Source organism: Microbulbifer sediminum, assembly GCF_021729035.1.
In the GTDB taxonomy this organism is placed as follows: domain Bacteria; phylum Pseudomonadota; class Gammaproteobacteria; order Pseudomonadales; family Cellvibrionaceae; genus Microbulbifer; species Microbulbifer sediminum.
Genome location: NZ_JAJSAP010000005.1, coordinates 416,782 through 441,056, shown reverse-complemented (window position 1 = coordinate 441,056; position 24,275 = coordinate 416,782). Strand labels below are relative to the sequence as shown.

General features: G+C 60.2%; 21 protein-coding genes. 9 read left to right on the top strand and 12 right to left on the bottom strand.

The annotated features are described in order from the left end of the window. Window positions 1-610: 610 nt before the first annotated feature. From LVD11_RS11330 to LVD11_RS11300, 7 genes are all read right to left on the bottom strand, one after another. Window positions 611-1,027, bottom strand: a complete 417-nt coding sequence (locus LVD11_RS11330; RefSeq protein WP_237059056.1) for an SMI1/KNR4 family protein — start codon at window positions 1,025-1,027, stop codon at window positions 611-613. A gap of 654 nt (window positions 1,028-1,681) precedes the next feature. Then, window positions 1,682-2,389 carry a hypothetical protein gene (locus LVD11_RS11325; protein WP_237059055.1) on the bottom strand — a complete coding sequence of 236 codons (708 nt, stop codon included), beginning with the start codon at window positions 2,387-2,389 and terminating at the stop codon, window positions 1,682-1,684. Window positions 2,390-2,513: 124 nt separating this feature from the next. Beyond that, window positions 2,514-2,717 carry a hypothetical protein gene (locus tag LVD11_RS11320; RefSeq protein WP_237059052.1) on the bottom strand — a complete coding sequence of 68 codons (204 nt, stop codon included), beginning with the start codon at window positions 2,715-2,717 and terminating at the stop codon, window positions 2,514-2,516. 423 nt (window positions 2,718-3,140) lie between these two features. After that, the gene (locus LVD11_RS11315; protein WP_237059050.1) at window positions 3,141-4,406 is read right to left on the bottom strand and encodes a ribonucleotide-diphosphate reductase subunit beta; all 1,266 of its coding nucleotides are present in this window, start codon (window positions 4,404-4,406) and stop codon (window positions 3,141-3,143) included. A 472-nt stretch (window positions 4,407-4,878) separates the two neighbouring features. Continuing rightward, window positions 4,879-7,806, bottom strand: a complete 2,928-nt coding sequence (locus LVD11_RS11310; RefSeq protein ID WP_237059048.1) for a ribonucleoside-diphosphate reductase subunit alpha — start codon at window positions 7,804-7,806, stop codon at window positions 4,879-4,881. A 1,010-nt stretch (window positions 7,807-8,816) separates the two neighbouring features. Next, a complete protein-coding gene (gene argF / locus LVD11_RS11305) occupies window positions 8,817-9,731 on the bottom strand; it encodes an ornithine carbamoyltransferase (protein WP_237059047.1) in 915 nt (304 codons plus the stop codon). Window positions 9,732-9,793: 62 nt separating this feature from the next. Then, on the bottom strand, window positions 9,794-10,978 hold the full coding sequence (locus LVD11_RS11300) for an aspartate aminotransferase family protein (protein WP_237059046.1): 1,185 nt from the start codon (window positions 10,976-10,978) through the stop codon (window positions 9,794-9,796). A gap of 265 nt (window positions 10,979-11,243) precedes the next feature. Between LVD11_RS11300 and grxD the strand changes: the two genes are divergently transcribed. Continuing rightward, a complete protein-coding gene (gene grxD, locus LVD11_RS11295; RefSeq protein WP_232941435.1) occupies window positions 11,244-11,576 on the top strand; it encodes a Grx4 family monothiol glutaredoxin in 333 nt (110 codons plus the stop codon). A gap of 98 nt (window positions 11,577-11,674) precedes the next feature. On the opposite strand, the gene bfr is transcribed toward grxD, so the two are convergent. From bfr to LVD11_RS11280, 3 genes are all read right to left on the bottom strand, one after another. Then, on the bottom strand, window positions 11,675-12,157 hold the full coding sequence (bfr, locus tag LVD11_RS11290; protein WP_237059045.1) for a bacterioferritin: 483 nt from the start codon (window positions 12,155-12,157) through the stop codon (window positions 11,675-11,677). Window positions 12,158-12,491: 334 nt separating this feature from the next. After that, the gene (locus LVD11_RS11285) at window positions 12,492-13,805 is read right to left on the bottom strand and encodes a DUF2254 domain-containing protein (protein ID WP_237059044.1); all 1,314 of its coding nucleotides are present in this window, start codon (window positions 13,803-13,805) and stop codon (window positions 12,492-12,494) included. Between the two features lie 140 nt (window positions 13,806-13,945). Then, entirely contained in the window at window positions 13,946-14,158 is a 213-nt protein-coding gene (locus tag LVD11_RS11280; protein WP_237059042.1) for a bacterioferritin-associated ferredoxin, read from the bottom strand. Window positions 14,159-14,545: 387 nt separating this feature from the next. Here LVD11_RS11280 and LVD11_RS11275 point away from each other — a divergent pair, with 387 nt between their 5' ends. The 7 genes from LVD11_RS11275 (at window position 14,546) to LVD11_RS11245 (ending at window position 21,992) form a co-directional block, all read left to right on the top strand. Beyond that, window positions 14,546-15,148 (top strand): peroxiredoxin, encoded by a 603-nt coding sequence (locus LVD11_RS11275; protein WP_237059040.1) that lies wholly within the window; start codon window positions 14,546-14,548, stop codon window positions 15,146-15,148. Window positions 15,149-15,374: 226 nt separating this feature from the next. Continuing rightward, complete coding sequence (locus tag LVD11_RS11270; RefSeq protein WP_237059038.1) at window positions 15,375-16,571, top strand: serine hydrolase domain-containing protein; 1,197 nt, start codon at window positions 15,375-15,377, stop codon at window positions 16,569-16,571. A gap of 112 nt (window positions 16,572-16,683) precedes the next feature. Then, window positions 16,684-18,603, top strand: a complete 1,920-nt coding sequence (gene htpG / locus LVD11_RS11265; RefSeq protein ID WP_237059036.1) for a molecular chaperone HtpG — start codon at window positions 16,684-16,686, stop codon at window positions 18,601-18,603. 224 nt (window positions 18,604-18,827) lie between these two features. After that, window positions 18,828-19,862, top strand: coding sequence for an NAD(P)H-dependent glycerol-3-phosphate dehydrogenase (locus LVD11_RS11260; RefSeq protein WP_237059035.1), 1,035 nt, complete (start codon window positions 18,828-18,830; stop codon window positions 19,860-19,862). Window positions 19,863-19,875: 13 nt separating this feature from the next. After that, window positions 19,876-20,475 (top strand): DUF4389 domain-containing protein, encoded by a 600-nt coding sequence (locus LVD11_RS11255; protein WP_237059034.1) that lies wholly within the window; start codon window positions 19,876-19,878, stop codon window positions 20,473-20,475. A 54-nt stretch (window positions 20,476-20,529) separates the two neighbouring features. Further along, the gene (sixA, locus tag LVD11_RS11250; protein WP_237059033.1) at window positions 20,530-20,985 is read left to right on the top strand and encodes a phosphohistidine phosphatase SixA; all 456 of its coding nucleotides are present in this window, start codon (window positions 20,530-20,532) and stop codon (window positions 20,983-20,985) included. Window positions 20,986-21,122: 137 nt separating this feature from the next. Then, window positions 21,123-21,992: an alpha/beta fold hydrolase gene (locus tag LVD11_RS11245; protein ID WP_237059032.1), complete on the top strand. Its 870-nt coding sequence runs from the start codon at window positions 21,123-21,125 to the stop codon at window positions 21,990-21,992. 130 nt (window positions 21,993-22,122) lie between these two features. On the opposite strand, the gene LVD11_RS11240 is transcribed toward LVD11_RS11245, so the two are convergent. Together LVD11_RS11240 and folE are read right to left on the bottom strand one after the other, a co-directional pair. Then, window positions 22,123-22,467, bottom strand: a complete 345-nt coding sequence (locus LVD11_RS11240) for a 5-carboxymethyl-2-hydroxymuconate Delta-isomerase (RefSeq protein ID WP_237059031.1) — start codon at window positions 22,465-22,467, stop codon at window positions 22,123-22,125. A gap of 73 nt (window positions 22,468-22,540) precedes the next feature. After that, a complete protein-coding gene (gene folE, locus LVD11_RS11235) occupies window positions 22,541-23,080 on the bottom strand; it encodes a GTP cyclohydrolase I FolE (RefSeq protein ID WP_237059030.1) in 540 nt (179 codons plus the stop codon). 174 nt (window positions 23,081-23,254) lie between these two features. On the opposite strand from folE, the gene prmB reads away from it, so the two are divergent. Next, window positions 23,255-24,178, top strand: coding sequence for a 50S ribosomal protein L3 N(5)-glutamine methyltransferase (prmB, locus tag LVD11_RS11230; protein ID WP_237059029.1), 924 nt, complete (start codon window positions 23,255-23,257; stop codon window positions 24,176-24,178). Window positions 24,179-24,275: the final 97 nt, after the last annotated feature.

The window sequence follows — 24,275 nt, the reverse complement described above, 5'->3', positions numbered from 1 at the left end:
TTTCTTACCCATGGTACACCTCCGTGTTAGGCCGAAACCTAACTATACAGGGTGTCTACTAAACGTGGGTAAGTCTTTTATTTAACGCCGCCGGCAGGGGCAGCTTACGTTGTGCGCGTTTTGCGCGAAAATGGGAGCGCAGCGACCTGCGCAAAACGTGCACAAGGTAAGCTGTCCCGCGGAGGGCCCAAGGCCCGGAGCAAATTGCCCGGCCTTGTTATGAGCGCTTACGGAGTACACCTTTTACTCCACCCAATTTAATCGGCCCAAATTTCCTGAAAAGCTGATCCACTAAAAGCGGCAATCCTAAAAATACCGTGGTAAGTCCTATCCAGCTGAAGCTAAACAACAGGTAGAAAAATGCAGCTGTGCCTAGCGCTGAGGCCACCACTGCCTCCAGCATGTTTGCCCACCAAGGTTGATGGAAAATTGATACACACGCCGAACAAATATAATTATTGCTTAAAACTGGTACGTTCAGTGTTTTCTGAGAGCAGTTGGGGCATTTCCTTCTAAGCATGCTCGATTAGCTCATAACGCTTTTGTTTAGCGGCGCCCCGACAGGGGCGTCCGGTGGAGGCCGAAGGCCGGAACGAACTACAACAATTTGTTAGGCATGTTCCCCGATCCATACTTGGAAGATCCAAGCTGCCAGGCTTGGCCAGCTCTCTTCCTTTAACCCGTTGTGAGACCAAAATACGACCTCGCCGGTTGGAGTTAAGCAGTAAAAGTCGCTGTTGTCTTCGCAGAACGGAATCAGCCGTGTTGGGATACCAAAGCCTCTTGCAGTGGCGACTACCTCAGGTAAATGGGTATGACTTTCCGGTTCGGTAATCGTCGCAGGCTCTAGTGTGCCGAGCACCACATCACTAGCGTTCAATAGGTAAGCTCGATATTCCGGTGGAAAAGTTACACCTAAGCCAAGCTCAACCTCTTCAACATCTCGATTGCTCGGAAGTGGCAGCGGGCGAGGAACTGACTCATTTAGCTTTCTCAGCTCTGCAATGGCTTCTTCAATGTTTCTCATTTTTGCCTAACGCCGCCAGCAGGGGCAGCTTAACTTGTGCGCGTTTTGCGCAAAAATGGGAGCAGAGCGACCTGCGCAAAACGTGCACAAGGTAAGCTGTCCCGCGGAGGGCCGGAGGCCCGGAGCAAACTGCCTGGCATTGTTATAGCTTTGCGTACTTGTAAGTCCCCCAGCAACCGAGCACTACAGCTGTGGAGCAGTATCCAAACAATATAAAGCTTCGTAAGGACGGAGCAAGCCAAAGAGTAACGCAAAAGGCACCCAAAAATCCCGCACCCATTAATGGGAGCAAACCGAGCAATCCATAGCGCTTGAGCAAGACAAATGACGGCACTCCGATAATGAGAGCTAAAGGATATGCAATTGCGAGACCTACCACAGAGACAATTAAAGAAGTGACTAGTGCGCCCTGCCAATCAGCGTTAGGGCCTTGAATTAATACATTTATCAACGTGGCGGCTACTACCGCAGGAACCAGTAGCAATGGACCTGCTGCTAGAGCGAACACCATTCTTCTTGTTGTCTCTGAGTACACTTTCATTCTATGGCTCAGCTATAACGCTCGGTTTAGGGGCGGTTGGAGCGTAGCGTAAGCCGTCCCAGCCGTGTATTTCGCGGCGACTACAACCGCTTGTTATGTCATTGGTATATTAATTATGGCTTTTCTGAATAACACAACTTAAGCAACTGCTTTACTTTGTCAAAGGTTCCATCAACTAGCGCCTCTGCACCTGCAATCATGTCAACTTTCTTATTTCGATCAAATATTGGAAGTTGGCGAGCTGCCATATCTGGAAGGTAAAAAGAAAGATTTTCTGTGCCTTTCAGGTAATCACTCCAGTGTTCAGCAGCAACGAATTGGTTATTGTTGTGATACACACCGGCTCTATATTCCGACAGCCTATTGACCCACCCCTCATGAATTTTTTTAACAAGATTTGCCGTCTCAGGAAAACCAAGGTCATCGTCGTTTAATTTTTTCCGTAAATTATTCCATTTCATGGACTTTGAGCGATTAGCACTAATAATGGAGATCATTAACATCGCCGTGTAATCAATCATTGATACAAGATTAAATACAATATCATCAAAGCAAAATGAAAGTGGAAATAGATGGTTAATTGTGTTCGGGTATATTTCAGAGCGCCCCTGACTGAAGATTAAATCTATCGAACTTTGAGTGGTGCCTTTTAGGTGATTATAGTTCCACTGGACAGCGGAAGATCGATAAATCAAAGCATTTGTCCGTTCAATAATCGTGGTACGGACAGGATTTTTCAAATCAGCATAATGCTCATTTAAGTGAATACGCATGTAATCACGAATTGAAGCTTCAAATTCTCTATATTCTTCATCTTTCATTGCGCGATTTCACTCGACGACATAACGCCAGCCATAAGCGGCGCCCTGACAAGGGCGTCCGGTGGAGGGCCATAGGCCCGGAACAGAATTAATGGCCTTGTTATTGGGCTGCAAGGCACCTGGGTTACGGCTTGGTGTAGCCATACTTGCCCGGGTCCTCAAAAATGGTTGCCACTGTCGCCGCTGCCTCTTCCCTCGAAAGCTCTACACGTTGCAATAGAGCAATCGCTTCTTCTTGATCGCGAGACAAAATGGCCACATCAAACTCATCCATGATACCGACATGAAAGAGACGTTCATTGATGGTCATTCCAGCCAGTTTGCTCATAATCGTCTAAAGACCCTATAACAGTTTATTCAAAAGACGCATCTATATATCCATTCGTCGTCTATCTACAAATAGTGATGCGTGAGTGTTATCAGATAACTCATATTTTTCAATACATTAGAGCCTTTTCGAGGGTGGCAGCTCAGGCAAAAACGTGATGCGTCTTGCTATCCAGCTGAGCCACTAACCCTGTCTTCTCCGAGAATGCGCTTTAAAATCAATAGGTTAGAGGGGCTCCTCGGGTAGATACACGACGCGTCTCGTGATCTGGGTCTTTTTCCTGACGTTCCTGACTAATTTTGGGCTCGGCTCGCTATTGTGGGATACAAAAAAAGCGGGCTTTCGCCCGCTTTCAATACCTCTCTTCCTGTGAGCGACTACTTGTCGTAGTTGTCCTTGTTTATGGCTTCTTGGTTGTTCCTCTTACCATTGAAGCGCACCACCGGTCTGGTATTCGATAACCCGCGTCTCAAAGAAGTTCTTCTCTTTCCGCAGGTCCATGATCTCGGACATCCACGGGAAGGGGTTCTGGGCGCCCGGGAACTGTTCCTTCAGGCCCAGCTGCGAGAGCCTGCGGTTGGCGATGAAGTGGAGGTATTCCTCCATCATGTTGGCGTTCATACCCAGGACCCCGCGCGGCATGGTGTCGCGGGCGTAGGCCACTTCCAGTTCCATGCCTTCCAGGATCATCTGGGCCACTTCCTGCTGGAACTCCGGGGTCCACAGGTGCGGGTTTTCCAGCTTGATCTGGTTGATGACGTCGATGCCGAAGTTCAGGTGCATGGACTCGTCGCGCAGGATGTACTGGAACTGCTCGGCAACGCCGGTCATCTTGTTGCGGCGGCCCATGGACAGGATCTGGGTAAAGCCGCAGTAGAAGAAGATGCCCTCGGTGACGGCGTAGAAGGCGATCAGGTTGCGCAGCAGCTCCTGGTCGGTTTCCACGGTACCGGTCTTGAAGCTGGGGTCGCCGATGGACTGGGTGTGCTTGAGGCTCCAGGCCGCTTTCTTGGCGACTGAAGGAACCTCGCGGTACATGTTGAATACCTCACCCTCGTCCATGCCCAGGGACTCCACGCAGTACTGGTAGGCGTGGGTGTGGATGGCTTCCTCGAAGGACTGGCGCAGCAGGTACTGGCGGCACTCCGGGTTGGTGATGTGGCGGTAGATGGCCAGCACCAGGTTGTTCGCCACCAGGCTGTCGGCGGTGGAGAAGTAGCCCAGGGAGTATTCCACGATGCGGCGCTCGTCCTCGGTCAGACCTTCGGGGTCTTTCCACATGGACACGTCCTTGTTCATGTTCACTTCCTGCGGCATCCAGTGGTTGGCGCAGCCGTCCAGGTATTTCTGCCAGGCCCAGTCGTACTTGAAGGGTACCAGCTGGTTGAGGTCGGCGCGGCAGTTGATGATGCGCTTCTCGTCCACCTCGATACGGGCGGCGCCCATTTCCAGCTCTTCCAGGCCCGGGGCCGGGTCCATGTCGGCTACGGCGGCCCGTGCCGCTGCCACGGCGTCGGAAGCCGGCGCGGTGGTAACGGTGGATTGGGCCGCGGGCGACGCCGGCGCACTGTGGGATTCGTAGGCGGTTCCCGGTTCGGATACTTCTTGTTGCAGTGCGCCCGGCGCCGGTCGCGGTTCGGTGCTTTTCTTTTCTTGTGACGGTTGTTCGAGATCGTCCCAGCTAAGCATATGTTGGCCTTTCCGTCTTTTCTGCTGCGTGAATTGCTGCGTGTGTTCGTTTTAGCTCATTGTCTGGCAACGCTGTTACTTGCTGCGAAGCCAGTGTGCAGGGAAATCGCTGCGAAACTGTAGGCACCATGGACGGTGCCTACAGAGCTACAGGGATGTATCTATGCGTTTTCGCGGCGGTTTCCCTGTGCACTGGCGCCACTGCGCCAGTGCTTTGTCTTTGCAGTGCGGTATTTTTAACGCACTTCCGGGCAGGGCTTCCTGCGCCAGATCAAGTTTGCGGTGGAATCGGGTCTCCACCATTCGGGCTTCGAGTGCTGCCGCTCCCCGGTCCGTTACTTCCCGCGCTTCCCCCATAGAAGGGCAGGGGACCGGGGGCGCAGCTTATGGTCCTGACCGATTAACGGTTAGACGCTCTCCCCCGAGAGACTTTTAGCCACCACCGGTGCATGAACACCGGTGGCAAACCTGCTTACTGGCAGGCCTCGCAGTCCGGGTCGTCCAGGGAACAGGCCTGGGGTACCGGGGCTGCCTGCGGCTCGGCGGCCGGGGCCGCCGCTGCCGCGCCGTTGGTGGCGCCGGCACTTACCGCGTTCAGGTTGCCACTGTTCACGGTGGATTTTTCCGTGCTGGTGGCGGCCAGGGCGCGCAGGTAGTAAGTGGTCTTCAGGCCGCGGTACCAGGCCATGCGATAGGTCAGGTCCAGCTTGCGGCCGTCGGCGCCGGCGATGTACAGGTTCAGGGACTGGGCCTGGTCGATCCACTTCTGGCGACGGCTGGCGGCGTCCACGATCCAGCGCGGCTCCACCTCGAAGGCGGTGGCGTACTTGGCTTTCAGGTCCGCCGGCACGCGCTCGATCTTCTGTACCGAGCCCTCGTAGTATTTCAGGTCGTTGACCATCACCTGGTCCCACAGGCCGCGGTCTTTCAGGTCGTGCACCAGGTACGGGTTCACCACGGTGAACTCGCCGGACAGGTTCGATTTCACGTACAGGTTCTGGTACGTGGGCTCGATGGACTGGGAAACCCCGGTGATGTTGGCGATGGTCGCGGTGGGGGCGATCGCCATCACGTTGGAGTTGCGCATGCCCTGGGTTTTCACCTTGCTGCGCAGGCTGCCCCAGTCGAGGGTGCTGTTGGTGTCCTGCTCGATGTACTGCTCACCGCGCTGCTCCGCCAGGATCTTGATGCTGTCCAGCGGCAGGATGCCCTTGCTCCACAGGGAGCCGTCGTAGCTCTGGTACTTGCCGCGCTCGGCCGCCAGGTCGCTGGAGGCGGAGATGGCCTCGTAGCTGATGGCTTCCATGGTGATGTCCGCGAACTGCACCGCCTCGTCGCTGGCATAGGAGATGCCGGCGCGGTACAGCGCGTCCTGGAAGCCCATCAGGCCCAGGCCCACCGGGCGGTGGCGGAAGTTGGACTGGCGCGCGGTGTCCACGGAGTAGTAGTTGATGTCGATGACGTTATCGAGCATGCGCACGGCGGTGTTGACGGTCTTGGACAGCTTGGCGCGGTCCAGCTGGCCGTCTTCACCGATGTGCTGGGCCAGGTTCACGGAGCCCAGGTTGCACACGGCGATCTCGTCGTTCGCCTTGGTGTTCAGGGTGATCTCGGTGCACAGGTTGGAGCTGTGTACCACACCGGCGTGCTGCTGCGGGCTGCGCAGGTTGCAGCTGTCCTTGAAGGTGATCCACGGGTGGCCGGTCTCGAACAGCATGCCCAGCATCTTGCGCCACAGGTCCAGTGCGCGCACTTTCTTGTGCAGCTTCAGCTTGCCTTCGGCGGCCAGCTGCTCGTAGTGCTCGTAGCGCTCCTCGAAGGCGGCGCCCACCAGGTCGTGCAGGTCGGGGCAGGTGGCCGGGGAGAACAGGGTCCACTCCTTGTCGTCGAACACGCGCTTCATGAACAGGTCCGGTACCCAGTTGGCGGTGTTCATGTCGTGGGTGCGGCGACGGTCGTCACCGGTGTTCTTGCGCAGCTCCAGGAATTCCTCGATATCCAGGTGCCAGGTTTCCAGGTAGGCACACACGGCGCCCTTGCGCTTGCCGCCCTGGTTCACCGCCACGGCGGTGTCGTTGGCCACTTTCAGGAAGGGGACCACGCCCTGGGACTTGCCGTTGGTGCCCTTGATGTAGGAACCCAGTGAACGCACCGGGGTCCAGTCGTTGCCCAGGCCGCCGGCCCACTTGGACAGCATGGCGTTGTCCTGGATGGCGCCGTAGATGCCGTGCAGGTCGTCCGGCACCGTGGTGAGGTAGCAGGAGGACAGCTGCGGGCGCAGGGTGCCGGCGTTGAACAGGGTGGGCGTGGAGCTCATGTAATCGAAGGAGCTCAGCAGGTCGTAGAACTCGATCGCGCGCTCGTTCGGGTTTTCCTCATTGATGGCCAGGCCCATGGCCACGCGCATGAAGAAAATCTGCGGCAGCTCGAAACGGATGTCGTCGCTGTGCAGGAAGTAGCGGTCGTACAGGGTCTGCAGGCCCAGGTAGGTGAACTGGTGATCGCGCTCGCCCTTGATGGCGGCACCCAGTGATTCCAGGTCGAAGGTGGCCAGGGCCGGGTCCAGCAGTTCCAGCTCGATGCCTTTTTCCACGTAGGCGGCCAGGGTCTGGCTGTACAGGTCTTCCATCTCGTGGGCGGTGGCGTCGTTGGCCACACCCAGGAAACGCAGCGCCTCGGCACGCAGCTTGTCCAGCAGCAGGCAGGCGGTGGCGTAGGTGTAGTTGGGTTCCTGCTCGACCATGGTGCGCGCGGTGATCACCAGCGCGGTGTTGATGTCTTCCTGGGAGACACCGTCGTACAGGTTCCGCAGCGCCTCGCTGAGGATGGCCTCGCCATCCACGTCCTTCAGGCCCTCGCAGGCCTCGGCGACGATGGTGCGCAGGCGGTCCAGGTCCAGCGGCAGCAGGCTGCCGTCGTCCTGCTTCACGCGGATGCTGGGGTGGGTCTCGCCGGCCTGGGCGGCGGCTTCTTTGTGCTGCTCCTTCTCGGCGCGCAGGCGGGCGTGCTCCTCGCGGTAGAGGACGTAGTCGCGGGCGATCTTGTGTTCGCCGGCGCGCATCAGGGCCAGTTCCACCTGGTCCTGGATTTCCTCGATGTGGATGGTGCCACCGGAGGGCATGCGGCGCTTGAAGGTGGCGGTGATCTGGCCCACCAGCTCCTGCACTTTCTCGTGGATGCGGCTGGAGGCTGCGGCGGTGCCGCCCTCTACCGCGAGAAACGCCTTGGTGACAGCGACGGAGATCTTGCTGTCGTCGTAGGGCACCACGGTGCCGTTGCGCTTGATGACGCGAACCTGTCCCGGCGCGGTGGCGGCGAGGGTGGTGTCGCTACCGGCCTGATCCCTGGATTTGCCGTTCTCGGAAGGTACGGCTTGAGAGCGCCCTGTCTCTGTGTGCATGTAGATCTCCGCAAGTGTGTACTGTGTTATTTCCGCTTGTTGTCCGCGTAACCTGCGCGGCCTGTTGCGGGGGTGCCCGCCACCCCGTTTTACCCACCCGGCACCTGTCGGTGCGGGCGGAGGAGGGCGAACAGGCCATGCCCCCGTCGGTGCCGTCTTTGCCTGTGGCTCCCGGTCAACGACCTGTTACCTATGGACGCGACACGTCCGGGTGCCTGTGGCGGAAAATTCCGCCCGGGTACCTCTGGATTCGTCTGGATAACTTCTGACTGACTGAATGGCGCCGAACTGATTGGCGCAGAGTCGTGGTAAGCCCCCGTCAGCTTGGGGCTGAATTGGGAGTAAAACCCTATATGTTGGGGTTGCCTCTCGACTGCGCAACAAGATAATGCGGTAGAGGCCGGTTTTCAAGGCGGATAACTCGGGGGTTATCTGTGGATAAATTGTTAGTAGGCGGTGAAGGTCAGTAGCTACTGTGCCGCCAGCGCCCGCCGTTGCTGGAGGTGTCTAAAAGGTGACCAGCTGTGAAGAAAAGCCGGTGTTTTTAAGAATTTTTTTTAATAGTTTTGCGCCCCTAAATTAACCTGGGCAATAACCGGTTTGACCTGTCTAGTCAGTGAGCAAAGTGGTACTTAAGCGTTCACTTTGTCGTGGTATTTTGCGCCAGCGGGCTGTGTGAATGAGCGCGCGCCAGTGGCGTGAAATTCATCAGTTTTTTTGTGCCGTTGCCATTTGCGCCTGGTTGTTTTTTGAACGCAGTTCCGGCATCGGGGCGCGTTCGCCAAGGCGGTGGAAAAATAACCGGCCAGCGCCGGTCCGGTGTGCACAAAAAAAGAACACCCGGGAGTCTCTGCCCGCCGCCGGGGCGCGGGAAGTTACACGGGGTTGCCCTGCACATCAAATCATTTTTGGCGCCAACATAAAAAAAGCGCCCGGCCGGTGCAACCGGCGCGGGCGCCCTGGGTTCGCTACTGTGAAGGGTTACCGCAGCAGAATGTGAAGCGGGAAAATCAGTTGCTGTTTTCCTGCAGGAATTCCATCAGGGCCTTCTGTGCGTGCAGGCGGTTTTCTGCCTCGTCCCAGACCACCGAGATGTTTTCGTCTTCCAGCAGTTCCGCGCTCACTTCCTCGCCGCGGTGGGCGGGCAGGCAGTGCATGAAGATCGCCTCGCTGTTGGCGTGGCTCATCAGCTCGTGATCCACCAGGAAGCCCTCGAACGCCTTGAGGCGCTGCTGCTGCTCGGTCTCCTGGCCCATGGAGGCCCAGACATCGGTCGCCACCCAGTCGGCATCGCGCACGGCATCCTGTGGCTTGCGCACGATGCTGACCCGGTCACCGGCGGTGGCGACGATAGACTCGTCCGGGTCGTAGCCCTCGGGGCAGGCGATGCGCAGCTCGAAGTCGAACTGGCGCGCGGCGTTGATATACGAGTGGCACATATTGTTGCCGTCACCCACCCAGGCCACCACGCGCCCGGTGGGGCTGCCGCGGTGCTCCACGTAGGTCTGCACATCCGCCAGCAGCTGGCAGGGGTGGAAGCTGTCGGACAGGGCGTTGATCACCGGCACCCGCGAGTGGGCGGCGAAGCGTTCCAGCACGTTGTGGCCGAAGGTGCGGATCATCACCATGTCCACCATGCGCGAGATGACCCGGGCGCTGTCCTCGATCGGCTCGCCGCGGCCCAGTTGGGTGTCGCGGGGGGACAGGAACAGGGCGCTGCCGCCCATCTGTGCCATGCCGGCCTCGAAGGACACGCGGGTGCGGGTGGAGGATTTCTCGAAAATCATCCCCAGCACCTTGTCGCGGAAGGGCTCGGTGGCAATGCCCTGGGCGCGCAGGGCCTTGAGTTCAATGGCGCGCTCGATCACCGTGTCGAGTTCTTCCCGCGTCAGGTCCATCAGGCTGAGAAAGTGTCTGATCGCCATGGGTCTGGTCTCCCTTCTTTGATTGCTGGCGTTTTGTGTTGTCCGTTTCCCGGTGGTGTGCCTCAGGCGGCCTGCCGGGCGAATTGCAGAATCAGGCCGCTCACAATGTCCGCCACCTGGCGACACTCGCTGTCGCTGAGGGTCAGCGGCGGCAGCAGGCGCAGTACATTGCCCGCGGTGACATTGATCAGCAGGTCGTGGGCGCGGGCCTGTTGCACCAGCTCGGGGCAGGGGCGGTCCAGCTCGATGCCCACCATCAGGCCCAGCCCGCGGATATCGCGCACGGCCTCGCAGCCGCCCAGCTGTACCCGCAGTTGCTGCAGCAGGCTGTCGCCCAGTGCCGCGGCCCGTTCCACCAGGGCCTCGCTTTCCAGGGTCTCCAGCACCGCCAGGGCGGCGCGGCAGGCCAGCGGGTTGCCGCCAAAGGTGGAACCGTGGCTGCCGGCACCGAACAACTGCGCCGCCACACCGCTGGCCAGGCAGGCGCCAATGGGTACGCCGTTGCCAAGTCCCTTGGCCGTGGTGACCACATCCGGGAGTATGCCGGCGTGCTGGTAGGCGAACAACTCGCCGGTGCGGCCGTTGCCGGTCTGGATCTCGTCCAGCATCAGCAGCCAGTGGCGGGCGTTGCAGAGCTGGCGCAGTTGCAACAGGTAATCGCTGTCGGGCACGCGGATGCCGCCCTCGCCCTGTACCGGCTCCACCAGTACCGCGACAATATCCTGGTGCTGTGCGGCCAGTGCCTCGATGGCGGCGATGTCGTTGAACGGTACGCGCAGGAAGCCCTCGGGCAGGGGCGCGAAGCCCTGCTGGGCCTTTTCGTTGCCGGTGGCGGTGAGCGTGGCCAGGGTGCGGCCGTGGAAGGCGTTTTCCATCACCACGATGCGCGGGCAGGCCAGGCCGCGCTCGTTGCCCAGCTTGCGCGCCAGCTTGATGGCGGCCTCGTTGGCCTCGGCGCCGGAGTTGGAGAAGAACACATTGTCCATGCCCGACAGCGCCACCAGCTTTTCCGCCAGCTGCTCCTGGGCGGGGATGTTGTAGAGGTTGGAGACGTGCAGCAAAGTGTGGGCCTGGTCCTGCAGCGCCGCGGTCACCGCCGGGTGGCAGTGCCCCAGGCCGCACACGGCGATGCCGGAGATGGCATCCAGGTAGCGCCGGCCGCTGTCGTCCCACACGTAATTGCCTTCGCCCCGGACCAGGGTCAGGGTTCTCTCGCCGTAATTCTGCATCAGTGCGGGGGTGGCCACTTCGCTGTCTCCTCTGCCGGTGGGCCTGTCGATCCGGGTGCCGCAGGAAATTCGGCTTTGATGCCTGCAATCCGCAGTTTCCCCGGGTTGGCCGGCAATACTACCACAAGGATGATGGCGGGATAGTCACTGGCGCCGGGAAACGTCGTTTTTCGTATGCGGCCATACACTAGGGTACAATGCCGGCCAGCGCGCAACCGCCCCCGCCGGCACCGCGCCCCAATTCATTATCGACCGGTACCACTACCCGAGGTTAGCTATCCCTATGGACACAATGGAGAACATCAAGCAGCAGATCGCCGACAACGCCATCCTGCTGTATATGAAAGGCAGCCCCAACGCGCCCCAGTGCGGCTTTTCCATGCGCGCCTCCCAGGCGCTGATGGCCTGTGGCAAGCGGTTTGCCTACGTCGATGTACTGTCCAACCCGGATATCCGCTCCGAGCTGCCCAAGTACGCCAACTGGCCCACCTTCCCGCAGCTGTGGGTGAAGGGCGAGCTGGTCGGCGGCTGTGACATCATCATGGAGATGTACGAGAGCGGCGAGCTGAAGACCCTGGTGGAAGAGGCCTCTGCCGAGAGCGAGGACGGCGAGTAAACCTTGCCGGTCCCCGGGACGAAAAAACCGCGGCGAGTGCCGCGGTTTTTTTATGCCCGTTATTTGGGGCGTATTTATGCCGGCCCGGGAAACAGCCCTTATTCGTCGGAGGCTTTTTCCATCTGTGTCTGCAGGTAATTCTGCAGGCCCACACGGTCGATCAGCTCCAGCTGTTTTTCCAGCCAGTCCACGTGATCTTCCTCGGATTCGAGAATTTTCTCCAGCAGTTCGCGGCTGCCGTAGTCGCGCACGGATTCGCAGTAGGCGATGCCGTCGCGCAGGTCGGGAATGGCCTTGGACTCCAGCTTGAGGTCGCACTTGAGCATCTCCTGCGGATCTTCGCCGATCAGCAGTTTGCCCAGGTGTTGCAGGTTGGGGATGCCCTCCAGGAACAGGATCCGCTCGATCAGCCAGTCGGCGTGCTTCATCTCATCGATGGATTCGTCGTATTCCTTCTTGCCCAGCTCTTTCAGGCCCCAGTTGTCATACATGCGCGCGTGCAGGAAATACTGGTTGATGGCCACCAGCTCGTTGCCCAGCGCCTTGTTGAGATGTTCGATGACCTTGGGATCGCCTTTCATAGCTTTTGCTCCTGTGCCCGCACTGCAGGGTGAATACCCGCGGGAATGTCCTGTTGTGAGTTGTCTGCTTCCGCGCCGCCTGGAAATTTTTCCGTGCATTTATTCTAGGATCGACGGCGTTGATCCGGTGGAGTTTGCGGTGCTGCCGGCGGCAAGTCAAGGGCAGGGGGAATTCACGCAGACACTGTATATAAAGGGTGAAACACAAATTTGGCCGAAAAGCGGAACGAAAATGATTCCTCTTTAGATACCCTGCGCAAACCTTCCCGATAGTCATTTTTATTCAGCTCGCGGGACTGGCGAAAACCGCTGGTGGCGACGAGTGCCTGGCCTGTTAATTAGTCAGCGCCCGCGCGATTTCGTCGACGCGGGATTTTATCGCCTCGATATCGGCGCTGCTTTCGATAAAGGTCTCGCAGTCCTGTTCCAGCCGCCGTACGTAGTTGAGCATTGCACGGCGGTCCTGTCCGCGACCGCAGGCCCGGCTGAGGTGTAACAGTGAATGCAGCAGGTGCCGCATAAACACACCGTTGGCGCGGCCGTGTTCGCAGATTTCATCCAGCGAGGCGTCGAGCAGGTCACCAAAAGTGAGTTCACGGGTAACCAGTCGCAGGCAGCCCTGCTCATCGGTAAAGCAATTGGCCGGTTCGGGGCGCTGCAGCACCGTGCCCAGCCCCTCCACCAGTCGATCGACACAGGTGTAAGCCGTAAAGGGATCGTTGATGCCTGGCGACAGGGCGCGCACAGCAATCTGTGACAGTTGGCGGATCGAAAAGACAATGTCCTGCTCGGCAGTGGGCTGCGACCCCAGCTCCACCGCCGAGTGGATGCCGGCGAACAGGGAGTCTATGTCTTCCGGCGAATGGTAAACGCGCCCGAGCACGCCCCAGTGGTTGACATAGGCGCCGGCGTGACTGGTGATCTGCAGGCAGCAGTCGTGTTTTTCCGCGAGGGACTTCAGGGCCTGGCGGTTGACCAGCTGTACATAGCCGCCACCGCCACTGGGAATATTGATCCAGCCCGTGCCCAGTTCCAGGCGCTCCTCGTCGAACTTCTCTCCTTCCGTATCTTGCGAGGACTGCGGGTACTCGCGGTCGATGGCCCGGTGGAATTCGCGGTTGATCTGGTGGGTGATGTTGTCCACCTGGATGGTGAGCGCCACGTTGTGGATGAAGTACACCAGAAACAGGATGCTGGCCACCGCCAGCAGCATCGCCACGTGCACTGCCAGGTCGTAGTTACGGACATCGCCTTGGAGCGTGTCGATACTGCGGATGGTGACCAGCGCATAGGCAAAGGTGGCGAGGAAAATACCCAGCGCCACCTGGGTGCTGCGGTCACGGATAAAGTTGCGCACCAGCCGCGGGCCGAACTGGTTCGAGGCCAGGGTAAGGGCCACCACAGTGATCGAGAATACGGTACCGGCGACGGTAATGGTGGAGGAGGCAATGGTGGAGAGCAGGGCGCGGGCGCTGTCGGCGTCGCTGATGCTCAGCCAGTCCAGACCTGTGAGGTCGCCAAAATTGACAGTGCTGTCCAGTAGCCGCAGGACAATGGCGAGCAGGATGGCCAGCACGATCATGCTGGCGGGCACCGTCAGGAAGCTGGTGCGCAGTCGTTCGCCCAGGTGCTGGAAATAATACCGCATGGTGTCCCGATGGTGGCCGTGGCAGGTGTCCTTAGCTTAGTGCACCCTTGCCGGGTATTGCTGCCTGCGGGGTCGGGGAAGCGGCTGGTGGGCCTTAAGGGGGAGGGGAGGCGACCACCGGCGTGGCCACCGTAATGCTGTCAGCCGGCGGAGTAGAAGAGTGCGCTGTTGGCGTTGGCCATCACACCGGCGCCCATGGTCTCTTCGATGATCTCCTGGGTGAGTTCGGCGCAGCGCCCGCACTGGGAGGAAACCCCCAGCTGGCGACGCAGGGCCTTTACCGAGGTTGAGCCGTCGTATACGGCTTCCTTGATCTGGCGGTCGGTAATGCCTTTACAGATACATACGTACATGGCTGCTTCTACCCGTGGCGCAAGATGGCCCAAATAAGAACGATGCGCGGATCGTATTGCAATTGAGAATGAGTGTCAATAAGGTTCTGCGAATGTCTGGTTTTTATTCTAGTTGGGTGAAATGTGACCCACAGGGCAATTTCGGCGAATTGCTGACCTGCCGGTTCCGGCCGGTGGTGGGAATTCTCCGCAAAGGCAATGAATTAGCGGCCGGGACCATTGAAGACGTCGCTATCGACACCATATAAATTTTCTATGGGACTGGTCGGGGCGGCTGTGTATCATTGCGGCCCACTATCAAATCCATGGCAATTTATTACTTCCGTATATAAATTGACCGTTTCGACGTTTTAATTACCAATCCAACACTGGAATGAGGAGGCTCTTATGGCAGTTCTGGTAGGCAAACCTGCTCCGGACTTCACCGCTGCCGCGGTACTGGGTAACGGCGAGATCGTTGAAGACTTCAACCTGGCCGAGACCATCAAGGGCAAGAAGGCTGTGATCTTCTTCTACCCGCTGGACTTCACCTTTGTGTGCCCGTCCGAGCTGATCGCGTTCGATCACCGCTTTGAAGAGTTCAAGAAGCGCGGTGTCGAGGTGATCGGTGTTTCCATCGACTCCCAGTTCTCCCACAACGCCTGGCGCAACACCTCCGTCAACGACGGTGGCATCGGCCCGGTCCAGTACTCCCTGGTTGCCGACGTCAAGCACGAGATCTGCCAGGCCTACGACGTAGAGTCCGAGGGCGGTGTGGCCTTCCGCGGTTCCTTCCTGATCGACGAGGAAGGCGTGGTACGTCACCAGGTAGTCAACGACCTGCCGCTGGGCCGTAATGTGGACGAGATGCTGCGTATGGTTGACGCCCTGGCGTTCCACCAGGAGCACGGCGAAGTCTGCCCGGCAGGCTGGCAGGAAGGCGACAAGGGCATGAACGCTTCCCCGGAAGGCGTCGCCGCTTACCTGAGCGAGAACGCCGAGAAGCTGTAAGCCTCTCGCCGACGGTGTGCCCTGAGGGGCGCACAGACGTCAGGAAACCGCCCCCCGGGGCGGTTTTTTTGTGCCTGTTGCGCAATTTGCGGGCGATGCACTGCACGCGATTTGTGATTACAATGTCTCTGATTTCGTGACAGGCAGCACAGCGGTCGAATTTTCCCGCGGGCTGCTAGTCTTAGATGTAAATACTGTGACCTGCCGCGGTGGCCTGAAGTACGGCATGAAATCCTCGATCCTTACCACAATCTGTCTCTGCTGGCGTCGACCGGGCTCGGTGCGCTGGTACCTGGCCCTGTTACTGTCCGGTTTCTGGCTGCCCGCGACGGCGGGGGATATCAATGCCAGTGCCAAGGAGTTCGACCGCTATTTCCACCAGTTGATGGAGAAGCAGGGCATCCCCGGGGCCGCATACGTGATTGTCAGTGGCGACGAAGTGGTGGCGATGGACACCCACGGGGTTCGGCTCAAGGGCAAGCGGGCAAAAGTTGACCGCCACACGATATTCCGCCTGGCTTCGGTCTCCAAGACGTTTGCCGCCAGCATGGCCGCGGTGCTGGAGCACGAGCAGAAATTTGACTGGGGCGACAAGGTAGTGCGCTACGTGCCGGAGCTGCGCTTCAAGACCCCGTCCCTGTCCAAGCAGCTGCAGGTACAGCACCTGCTGAGCCACTCCTCGGGCCTGACCCCCAACGCCTACGACAACTACCTGGAAGACAACCAGCCACTCAGCAAGATCCTGCCCAAGTTCGCCAATATCGACCCGCGCTGTTCCCCGGGCAAGTGCTACGGCTACCAGAATGTGCTGTTCAGCCTGATCGAGGACGTGATCCAGAAAGCCACCGGCGTCTCCTACGAGCGCCAGCTGGATAACCGTTTCTTCACCCCGCTGAACATGAAGGATGCCTCCCTGGGCTGGGAGCGCTTCATGGCCTCGGACAACCGCGCCGCGCCCCATGTACAGACCGGTCGCGGCTGGCGCCCGGTGAAGGTGGAGCGGGAGTATTACCTGGCCGGGCCGGCGGCGGGGGTGAATGCCAGCATCTCCGACATGGCCCAGTGGCTGAAGGCGCAGATGGGCTACTACCCCAAGGTGCTGTCACCGGAAGTGATCGCCGACATCACCACCGAGCGGGTGGAGACCCGCCGCCACATGCGCCACCGCATCTGGCGTGACTACCTGTCCCACGCCGGTTACGGCCTGGGCTGGCGCCTGTATACCATCGGCGACGACCGCATCATCTATCACGGCGGCTGGGTGGCAGGCTTCCGTGCCGCGGTGGCCTACTCGGAGAAGCTCAAGATCGGTATCGCCATCCTGATGAATGCCGAGTCGCGGGTGATCTCCGACCTGACCGCCAATTTCGTGGTGGACATCACCGGCAACGGTACCCTGTCTACCGCCCTGGCCGGCGAGTAGCGACCCGCCGGTCCGCAACCTCTGCCCCTCCAGGCGCCGCGGCCCTTGAAACCCGGGGCGGCGGCCCAATATAGCTCCCTGTTCTGAATGAAGTGACAGGGGAGACCTATCCATGACCGTCGAGGCCCAAAAAGAGAGCCACGGTTTCCAGACGGAAGCCAAGCAGCTGCTGCACCTGATGATCCACTCGCTCTACTCCAACAAGGAGATTTTCCTGCGCGAGCTGGTTTCCAACGCTTCTGACGCCGCCGATAAACTGCGCTTCGAGGCCCTGGCCAAGCCAGAGCTGCTCGAAGAAGACCCTGACCTGCGCATCCGCATCGAGTTTGACAAGGACGCGGGCACCATCACCATCTCCGACAATGGCATCGGCATGAGCCGCGACGAGGTGATCGAGAACCTGGGTACCATTGCCCGCTCCGGCACCGCCAGCTTCCTGCAGAACCTCACCGGTGACCAGCAGAAAGACGCGCACCTGATTGGCCAGTTCGGGGTTGGCTTCTACTCCGCGTTTATCGTCGCCGACAAGGTGGAGGTGTTTACCCGTCGCGCCGGTGCCGACGCCGCCCAGGGGGTGCACTGGGAGTGCCACGGCGAGGCCGAGTACACCATCGAAAACGTGGAGTGGCCGCAGCGTGGGACCCGCGTGGTACTGCACCTGAAAGATGATGCGAAAGAATTTGCCGACGGCTGGCGCCTGCGCTCCATTATCAAGAAGTACTCCGACCACATCGCCATCCCGGTGGAGATGCTGAAAGAGGAGGCCCCCGCCGCAGAGGGCGAGGAAGAAAAGCCGGAAGACAAGCAGCCGGAATTCGAGGCGGTCAATGCCGCCCAGGCCCTGTGGACCCGCCCGCGCAGCGACATCAAGGCGGAGGAATACCGCGAGTTCTACAAGCATATTGCCCACGACTTCGACGATCCACTGACCTGGAGCCACAACCGTGTCGAGGGCACCCTGGATTACACCAGCCTGCTGTATATCCCCGCGCGCGCGCCCTTTGACCTGTACCAGCGCGACGCTTCCCGCGGCCTCAAGCTGTACGTGCAGCGCACTTTCATCATGGATGACGCCGAGCAGTTCTTGCCGCTGTACCTGCGTTTTGTGAAGGGCGTGCTGGACTCCAACGACCTGCCGCTGAATGTCTCCCGCGAGATCCTGCAGAAGGACCGCAACACCGACGCCATCAAGAGCGCGCTGACCAAGCGTGTGCTGGATATGCTGTCCAAGCTGGCGAAGAAGGACGGGGACGAGTACCAGAAATTCTGGGACCTGTTCGGCAATGTGCTGAAAGAGGGACCGGCGGAGGACTTCGCCAACAAGGAAAAGATTGCCAAGCTGCTGCGCTTCGCCACCACCCACACCGACGAGGCCAAGCAGGACCAGTCCCTGGAGGATTATGTCGGCCGCATGCAGGATGGCCAGAAGTACATCTACTATGTGGCCGCGGACAACTTCGCCACCGCCAAGTCCAGCCCCTACCTGGAGGTGTTCCGCAAGAAGGGGATCGAGGTGCTGTTGCTCACCGACCAGGTGGATGAGTGGTTTGTCGGCCACATGCACGAGTTCGATGGCAAGCCGTTCCAGGATGTGGCCAAGGGCGCACTGGACCTGGGTGAGGCCGAGACCGATGAGGACAAGGCCGAGCGCGAAAAAGTCGAGAAGGACGCCGGTGCGCTGGTGGAGCGTGTCAAGGAAGTGCTGGAAAACCGCGTCGAGGACGTGCGCGCGACCACCCGCCTGGTGGACTCGCCGGCCTGCCTGGTGGTGAGCGAGCAGGACCTGGGCCCGCAGATGCGCCGTATCCTCGAGCAGGCCGGCCAGTCCCTGCCGGAGGCCAAGCCGATCTTCGAGCTGAACCCGACCCACCCGCTGGTGCAGCGGCTGGACCAAGAGCAGGATGAGGACCGCTTTGCCGACCTCACCAATATCCTGCTGGACCAGGCCAACCTGGCGGCGGGGAACCAGCTGGCAGATCCGGCCGACTATGTGCGTCGCCTGAATACGCTGCTGCTGGAGCTGAATACCTGAGGCGACGGCATCATCACCTGCGGGAACGGCCGGTTACAAACCGGCCGTTCCTGTTTTCGGGTGGTGAACTTTTACACGATCTGCCCGCCAGACCACAGTCTTGCGTGCAAACTGACCGAAAATCACTTTTTTTTCCTGCCGTCGTTGGGCTGGACTGGCTCGACCTCTATAATCCGCTGAACGACAACAAATACCATTCCCCTATCTAATCCCATCGGACAGGTATGACACAGACGGAAACCTCTAATCCCCTTTCCATTGCCGTACTGGGCGGCGGCAGTTTCGGTACCGCAATTGCCAATATTGTTGCCGGCAACGGTCACGACACCCGCCAGTGGATGCGCGACCCGGAGCGTGCGGAGAGCTGCCGCAACCTGCGGGAAAACCGCTATTACCTTCCCGGTGTCACCCTGCACCCGGGGCTGAAAGTCACCAGCGACCTGGAAGAGGCGCTGGACGGTTGCCGGATCGTTTTTGTCGCCATCCCGAGCAAGTCTTTCCGCGAGGTGGTGCAGCGTGTGGCGCCGCTGCTGGACCCGGGTACCATGCTGATTTCCACCACCAAGGGTATCGAGCACGACAATTTCCACCTGATGAGCGATATCCTGCGGGAGGAAACCACCGGCATGCGCGTGGGTGTACTGAGCGGCCCGAATTTCGCGAAGGAAATTGTTGCTGATCACTATACCGCCACCGTAATCGCGAGTGAGGACGAGGAGCTCTGCAGCACCATCCAGAAAGTCCTGCATTCAGAAACCTTCCGGGTCTACTCCAGCAACGATGTGTTCGGGGTGGAGCTGGCCGGTGCACTGAAGAATATCTATGCCATCGTCACCGGTATGGCGGTGGCGCTGGATCGCGGTCAGAACACCATCAGCCTGCTGATTACCCGTGCACTGGCGGAGATGATGCGCTTTGCCGAGGCCATGGGGGCCGACCCGATGACCTTTATCGGGCTGGCCGGGGTAGGGGACCTGATCCTCACCTGCTCTTCGGACCTGAGCCGCAATTACCGGGTGGGTTACCTGGTGGGACGTGGCCGGGCACTGGAGGAGGCTGTCGCAGAAATCGGTCAGGTCGCCGAGGGCGTGAACACGGTTCGGCTGATTAAACACAAAGCGGATGAATTGGGCGTCTACATGCCCTTGGTTTCCGCCATTCACGCCATATTATTTGAAGAGCGCCCGATCCCGGAGGTAATACGCGATTTGATGTCGGGTGCACAAACATTCGATGTAGCCTATTCGGCTAAACCCTGAGGGCAATAACTATATGGATAATGAAGAACTGAAACACAACATCACCTCCGGCAACCAGTGGATGCGCCTGCTCTACATGGTGCTGTTCGCGGTACTGCTGGAGATTGCCGGCTTTGTCATGCTGGCGGTGGTGGTCCTGCAGTTCCTGTTCTCAATTCTGACCGGCGGCCCCAATGACAACCTGCGCCGCCTGGGGGACCAGATCGCGTCTTTCGTGTACCAGACGCTGCAATTCCTGGTGTACAACACCGAGGAAAAACCCTTCCCGTTTGCCGAGTGGCCCGAGTCCGATATCGAGGACCTGTCCGGCTACGAGAGTGCCGAGGAAGTGCAGGGTGAAGTGGTGTCCGGTGAGCCGCAGGGCAAGAGCATGTACGACCCCATCGAGCTGGGGGCCGACGACGAAGGCGAGGAGAAAAAAAGCGAGGGGAAAAAACCCGAGAGCAAGACCTCTTCCGGGAAGAGCAGTTCCACCAAAAGCAGCTCCTCGAAAAAGAGCGGTGGATCCAGGAGCAGCTCGGCCAAGGGCAATGGCGGCGCCGCCGCGAGCAAGGACACCGATAAGAAAACGGATGCGGGCTCCGACAAGGGCGACGACGACAGCGACAAATAGTCCGCAGTCACAGGCGGGCCCTTAGCCCGCTATTGGCACGCAGGGAGGTCAACCGTGCAGTTACTGATATTGCGCCACGGCGAGGCCGAGCCGATGGTCGGCGAAGACAGTGAGCGCCAGCTTACCGATCGCGGCCGGGCCCAGGTGGCCTGGATCTGCGACCAGCGCGCCGACGAACTGGCTCAGGTGCGTGCCATCTGGGCCAGCCCGTTTGTGCGGACCCAGCAGACCGCGCAGATCGTTTCCGGCCGGTTGCGCCAGCCGGTGGAAACCCAGCCACTGCTGGTGGGAGACACCGATCCGCGCGAGGTGCTGGAGGCCCTGGGCCGCGCCGCGCACTTCCCGCTCTTACTGGTCAGCCACCAGCCGCTGGTGGGCTCGCTCGTCAACGGCCTTTGCGGCAGTCCCGGCGCCCACCCGATGGGCACTGCCAGCCTGGCCTGCCTGGAGTCCGAGGTCTGGGCGGACGGTTGTGCCGACTTGTCCTGGCTGCAGCACCCGGAGGCCTAGCGGCCCGGGTTGCGTGCCCCGGGGGCCGCGATTTTGTCCCCGGGTCCTCTATCGACACTCCTGCTGGCCCGCGAAGTCATTGCTTACCCGCCCCGGGGCCGGCACCATCATTCGCTGGTTTTTAACGATGTTGCACCATGACCGACTCCCCGCGCGAAATTACCCTGGAATTTGACCACAAGGCCATTGCCGCCCGCCGCTGGGGCGATCCCGATGGCGCGCCGGTGCTGGCCCTGCACGGCTGGCTCGACAACTGCGCCAGTTTTGACCGGCTGGCGCCACTGCTGGACGGAATCGACCTGGTGGCGATCGATATGGCGGGCCACGGCCAGAGTTACCATCGATCCCGGGATGCCAACTACAACATCTGGGAAGAGGTCGAGGATGTGGTGGGGGTGAGCGAGGCCCTGGGCTGGCGCCGCTTTGCGCTACTCGGCCATTCCCGCGGCGCGATATCCGCCATGCTCACCGCGGGCACTTTCCCAAAACGGGTCGAGCGCCTGGCGTTGATTGATGGGCTGGTACCGCCGGCGGCCAGGGCGGAAGAGGCCCCGGAGACCCTGGCCCGCGCCATTGCCCAGCGAGCCCGTTATGGCGCCGTCCGACCGCGGCAGTTCACCAGCCTGGCCGAGGCCACCGAGGCGCGCCGCAACGGTATGTTCAAGTTGAGCCGGCAAGCTGCCCGGGCCATCGTCGAGCGTGGCACGCGCGCCAGTGCTGACGGTTTCACCTGGAGCAGTGACCCGCGTCTCAAGGCCACTTCCACCGGCAAGCTCACCAGTGACCAGGTGCGCGCTTTCCTGGAGAGTATCCAGCAGGCGGAGATTCCCGTGCGGCTGGTGCTGGCAATGGATGGTATCGAGGGGATGCCCGCGCGGATGCGGCCGCTGCTGCAGCAATTTACCAACATCGCCGTGCGCGAGATGCACGGCGGCCATCACCTGCATATGGAGGAGGGGGCGGAGGAGATCGCGGACTGGTTTGGTCCCTTCCTCCGCGGTGAGTAATTCCTTACCCGGCGGGAGCCGCCACTGGAAGGGGTGGGGTGGCTGTACAGCCTGGAAATCTTGCCGAGGGAGCAGCCGTTGGCCGCGACCGCAAAGGTAAAAGGCTGGGCGGTTGGCGGCCAACCCCGGCTCAGAAGGGCAGCCGCTTGGAATAACAGCCCTGGTCCATCTCCCGTACCTCCACCGTGACCGCCGGCACGCCCTCGGCGAACTGGCACAGGGCATTGAACACCGCCGAGCTGAGTTCCTCCCGCTCCCGGTCGGTGCGCCCGTCCAGCAAGCGCACTTCCGCGTGAATAAAGCTGCCGCCTTTTTCACCGGCAATAAAGTGCCGGTAGGCGAGTGCGCGGGTCTTGATGGTGTGGGGGGCGAACAGGCCCGAGCGGTTCATCGCCTCCTGCGCGGTGCTGACCAGCGCGGCGATGGAAATGTTGTCTTCCAGCTTTTCGGCGTATTCGATCACCAGGTGGGGCATGTTGTCTCTCCGTGAATCCGGGGGCCGTGCGGCAGTGCCACTGCGGCACGTCCCTATGCCGCGTGTAGGCAGTTTAGCGAATCAGCGACAGGAATTCGGTGCGGGTCGCCTGCTGGCTGCGGAAAGAGCCCAGCATGGCGGAGGTTTTCATGACCGAATTCTGCTTTTCCACGCCCCGCATCATCATGCACATATGTTTGGCCTCGATGATCACGCCCACGCCGGCGGCACCGGTGACGTCCTGGATGGTTTCGGCGATCTCCACGGTGAGCTGTTCCTGGATCTGCAGGCGCCGGGCGAACATGTCGACGATGCGTGCGACCTTGGACAGGCCCAGCACCTTGCCGTTGGGGATGTAGGCCACATGGGCCTTGCCGATAAACGGCAGCAGGTGGTGCTCACACAGGGAATAGAGCTCGATGTCCTTGACCAGGACCATTTCGCTGCAGTCGGACGGGAAGATGGCGTCGTTGACAATATCCTCGAGGGACTGCCGGTAGCCCTGGGTCAGGTACTGCATCGCCTTGGCGGCGCGCTTGGGGGTATCCTTCAGGCCCGGGCGTTGCGGATCTTCCCCGATTGCCTCAATAATTCGCGCGTAGTGTTCGTTCATCTGGTCCAGTTCCAATATCTCAGCCCGAGGGGCGGGTGCGCTACCCTAAGCTTTTGTCATGTGTGAGTAAAGATCCGCCGGGCGGCCTTGCAGGTTTTACTCTGCGCCAGGGCCAGTGGATCAGTACCCCCGGTCGGATTTCCGCACCGGCCCAGTCAGTAAAAAGGATAGAGAATGATCGAGAAGCGTGAGGCCTCCCTGCACGAGCTGCACACCCTGCTGGACTTTGTGCGCTGGGGCGCCAGCCGGTTTGCCGAGGCCGGCCTGTGGTTTGGCCACGGTACCGACAACGCCTGGGACGAGGCCCTGTTGCTGGTGATGCACACCCTGTACCTGCCCGTGGACAGCAAGCCCGAGGTACTGCAGGCCCGGCTGACCATGGAGGAGCGCCGTGATGTGATGGCCATCCTCGAGCGACGGGTGCAGGAGCGCCTGCCGGCCCCCTACCTGACTCACGAAGCGCATTTCTGCGGCATGACGTTCTATGTAGACAGTCGTGTTCTGGTGCCGCGCTCCCCCATCGGTGAGCTGATCCGCAATGGTTTCGAGCCCTGGCTGCAGGTGGAGCCACTGGCCGTCCTGGACCTCTGTTGCGGCAGTGGTTGCATTGGCATCGCCTGTGCCGAGGCTTTTCCCGGGGCGCGGGTGGATCTCAGTGATATCTCCAGTGGTGCGGTGGAAGTGGCACAGATCAATATCAACCGCCACCAGCTGAACGAGCGCGTGCGCGCGGTGCAGTCGGACCTGTTTGCCGGGCTGGAGGGCTGCAGTTACGAGCTGATTGTGTGTAATCCGCCCTACGTGGATGCCCGTGACCTGGCGGAAATGCCGGCGGAATACCAGGCGGAGCCGGAGATCGCGCTGGGCTCCGGCGACGACGGGCTGGACTTTACCCGTCGGCTGCTGCTCGAGGCCGCCGACCACCTGCAGCCGGATGGGCTGCTGGTATGTGAGGTGGGTAACAGTTGGGAGGCGCTGGAGCGGGTCTTCCCGGAGGTGCCGTTTATGTGGCCGGAATTTGCCGACGGTGGCCACGGGGTGTTCGTGATCAGCCGCGAGGACCTGCTGGCCTATCGCCCGTATTTTGAGGCGAGCTGATTGCGGTGCCGGCACAAGCCGGCGCAATCCTCTATAATGCCCCGCCTTTGCCCGATAAATGCACGTGGATTGCCCGGGCACCGAATAAATCACTGAA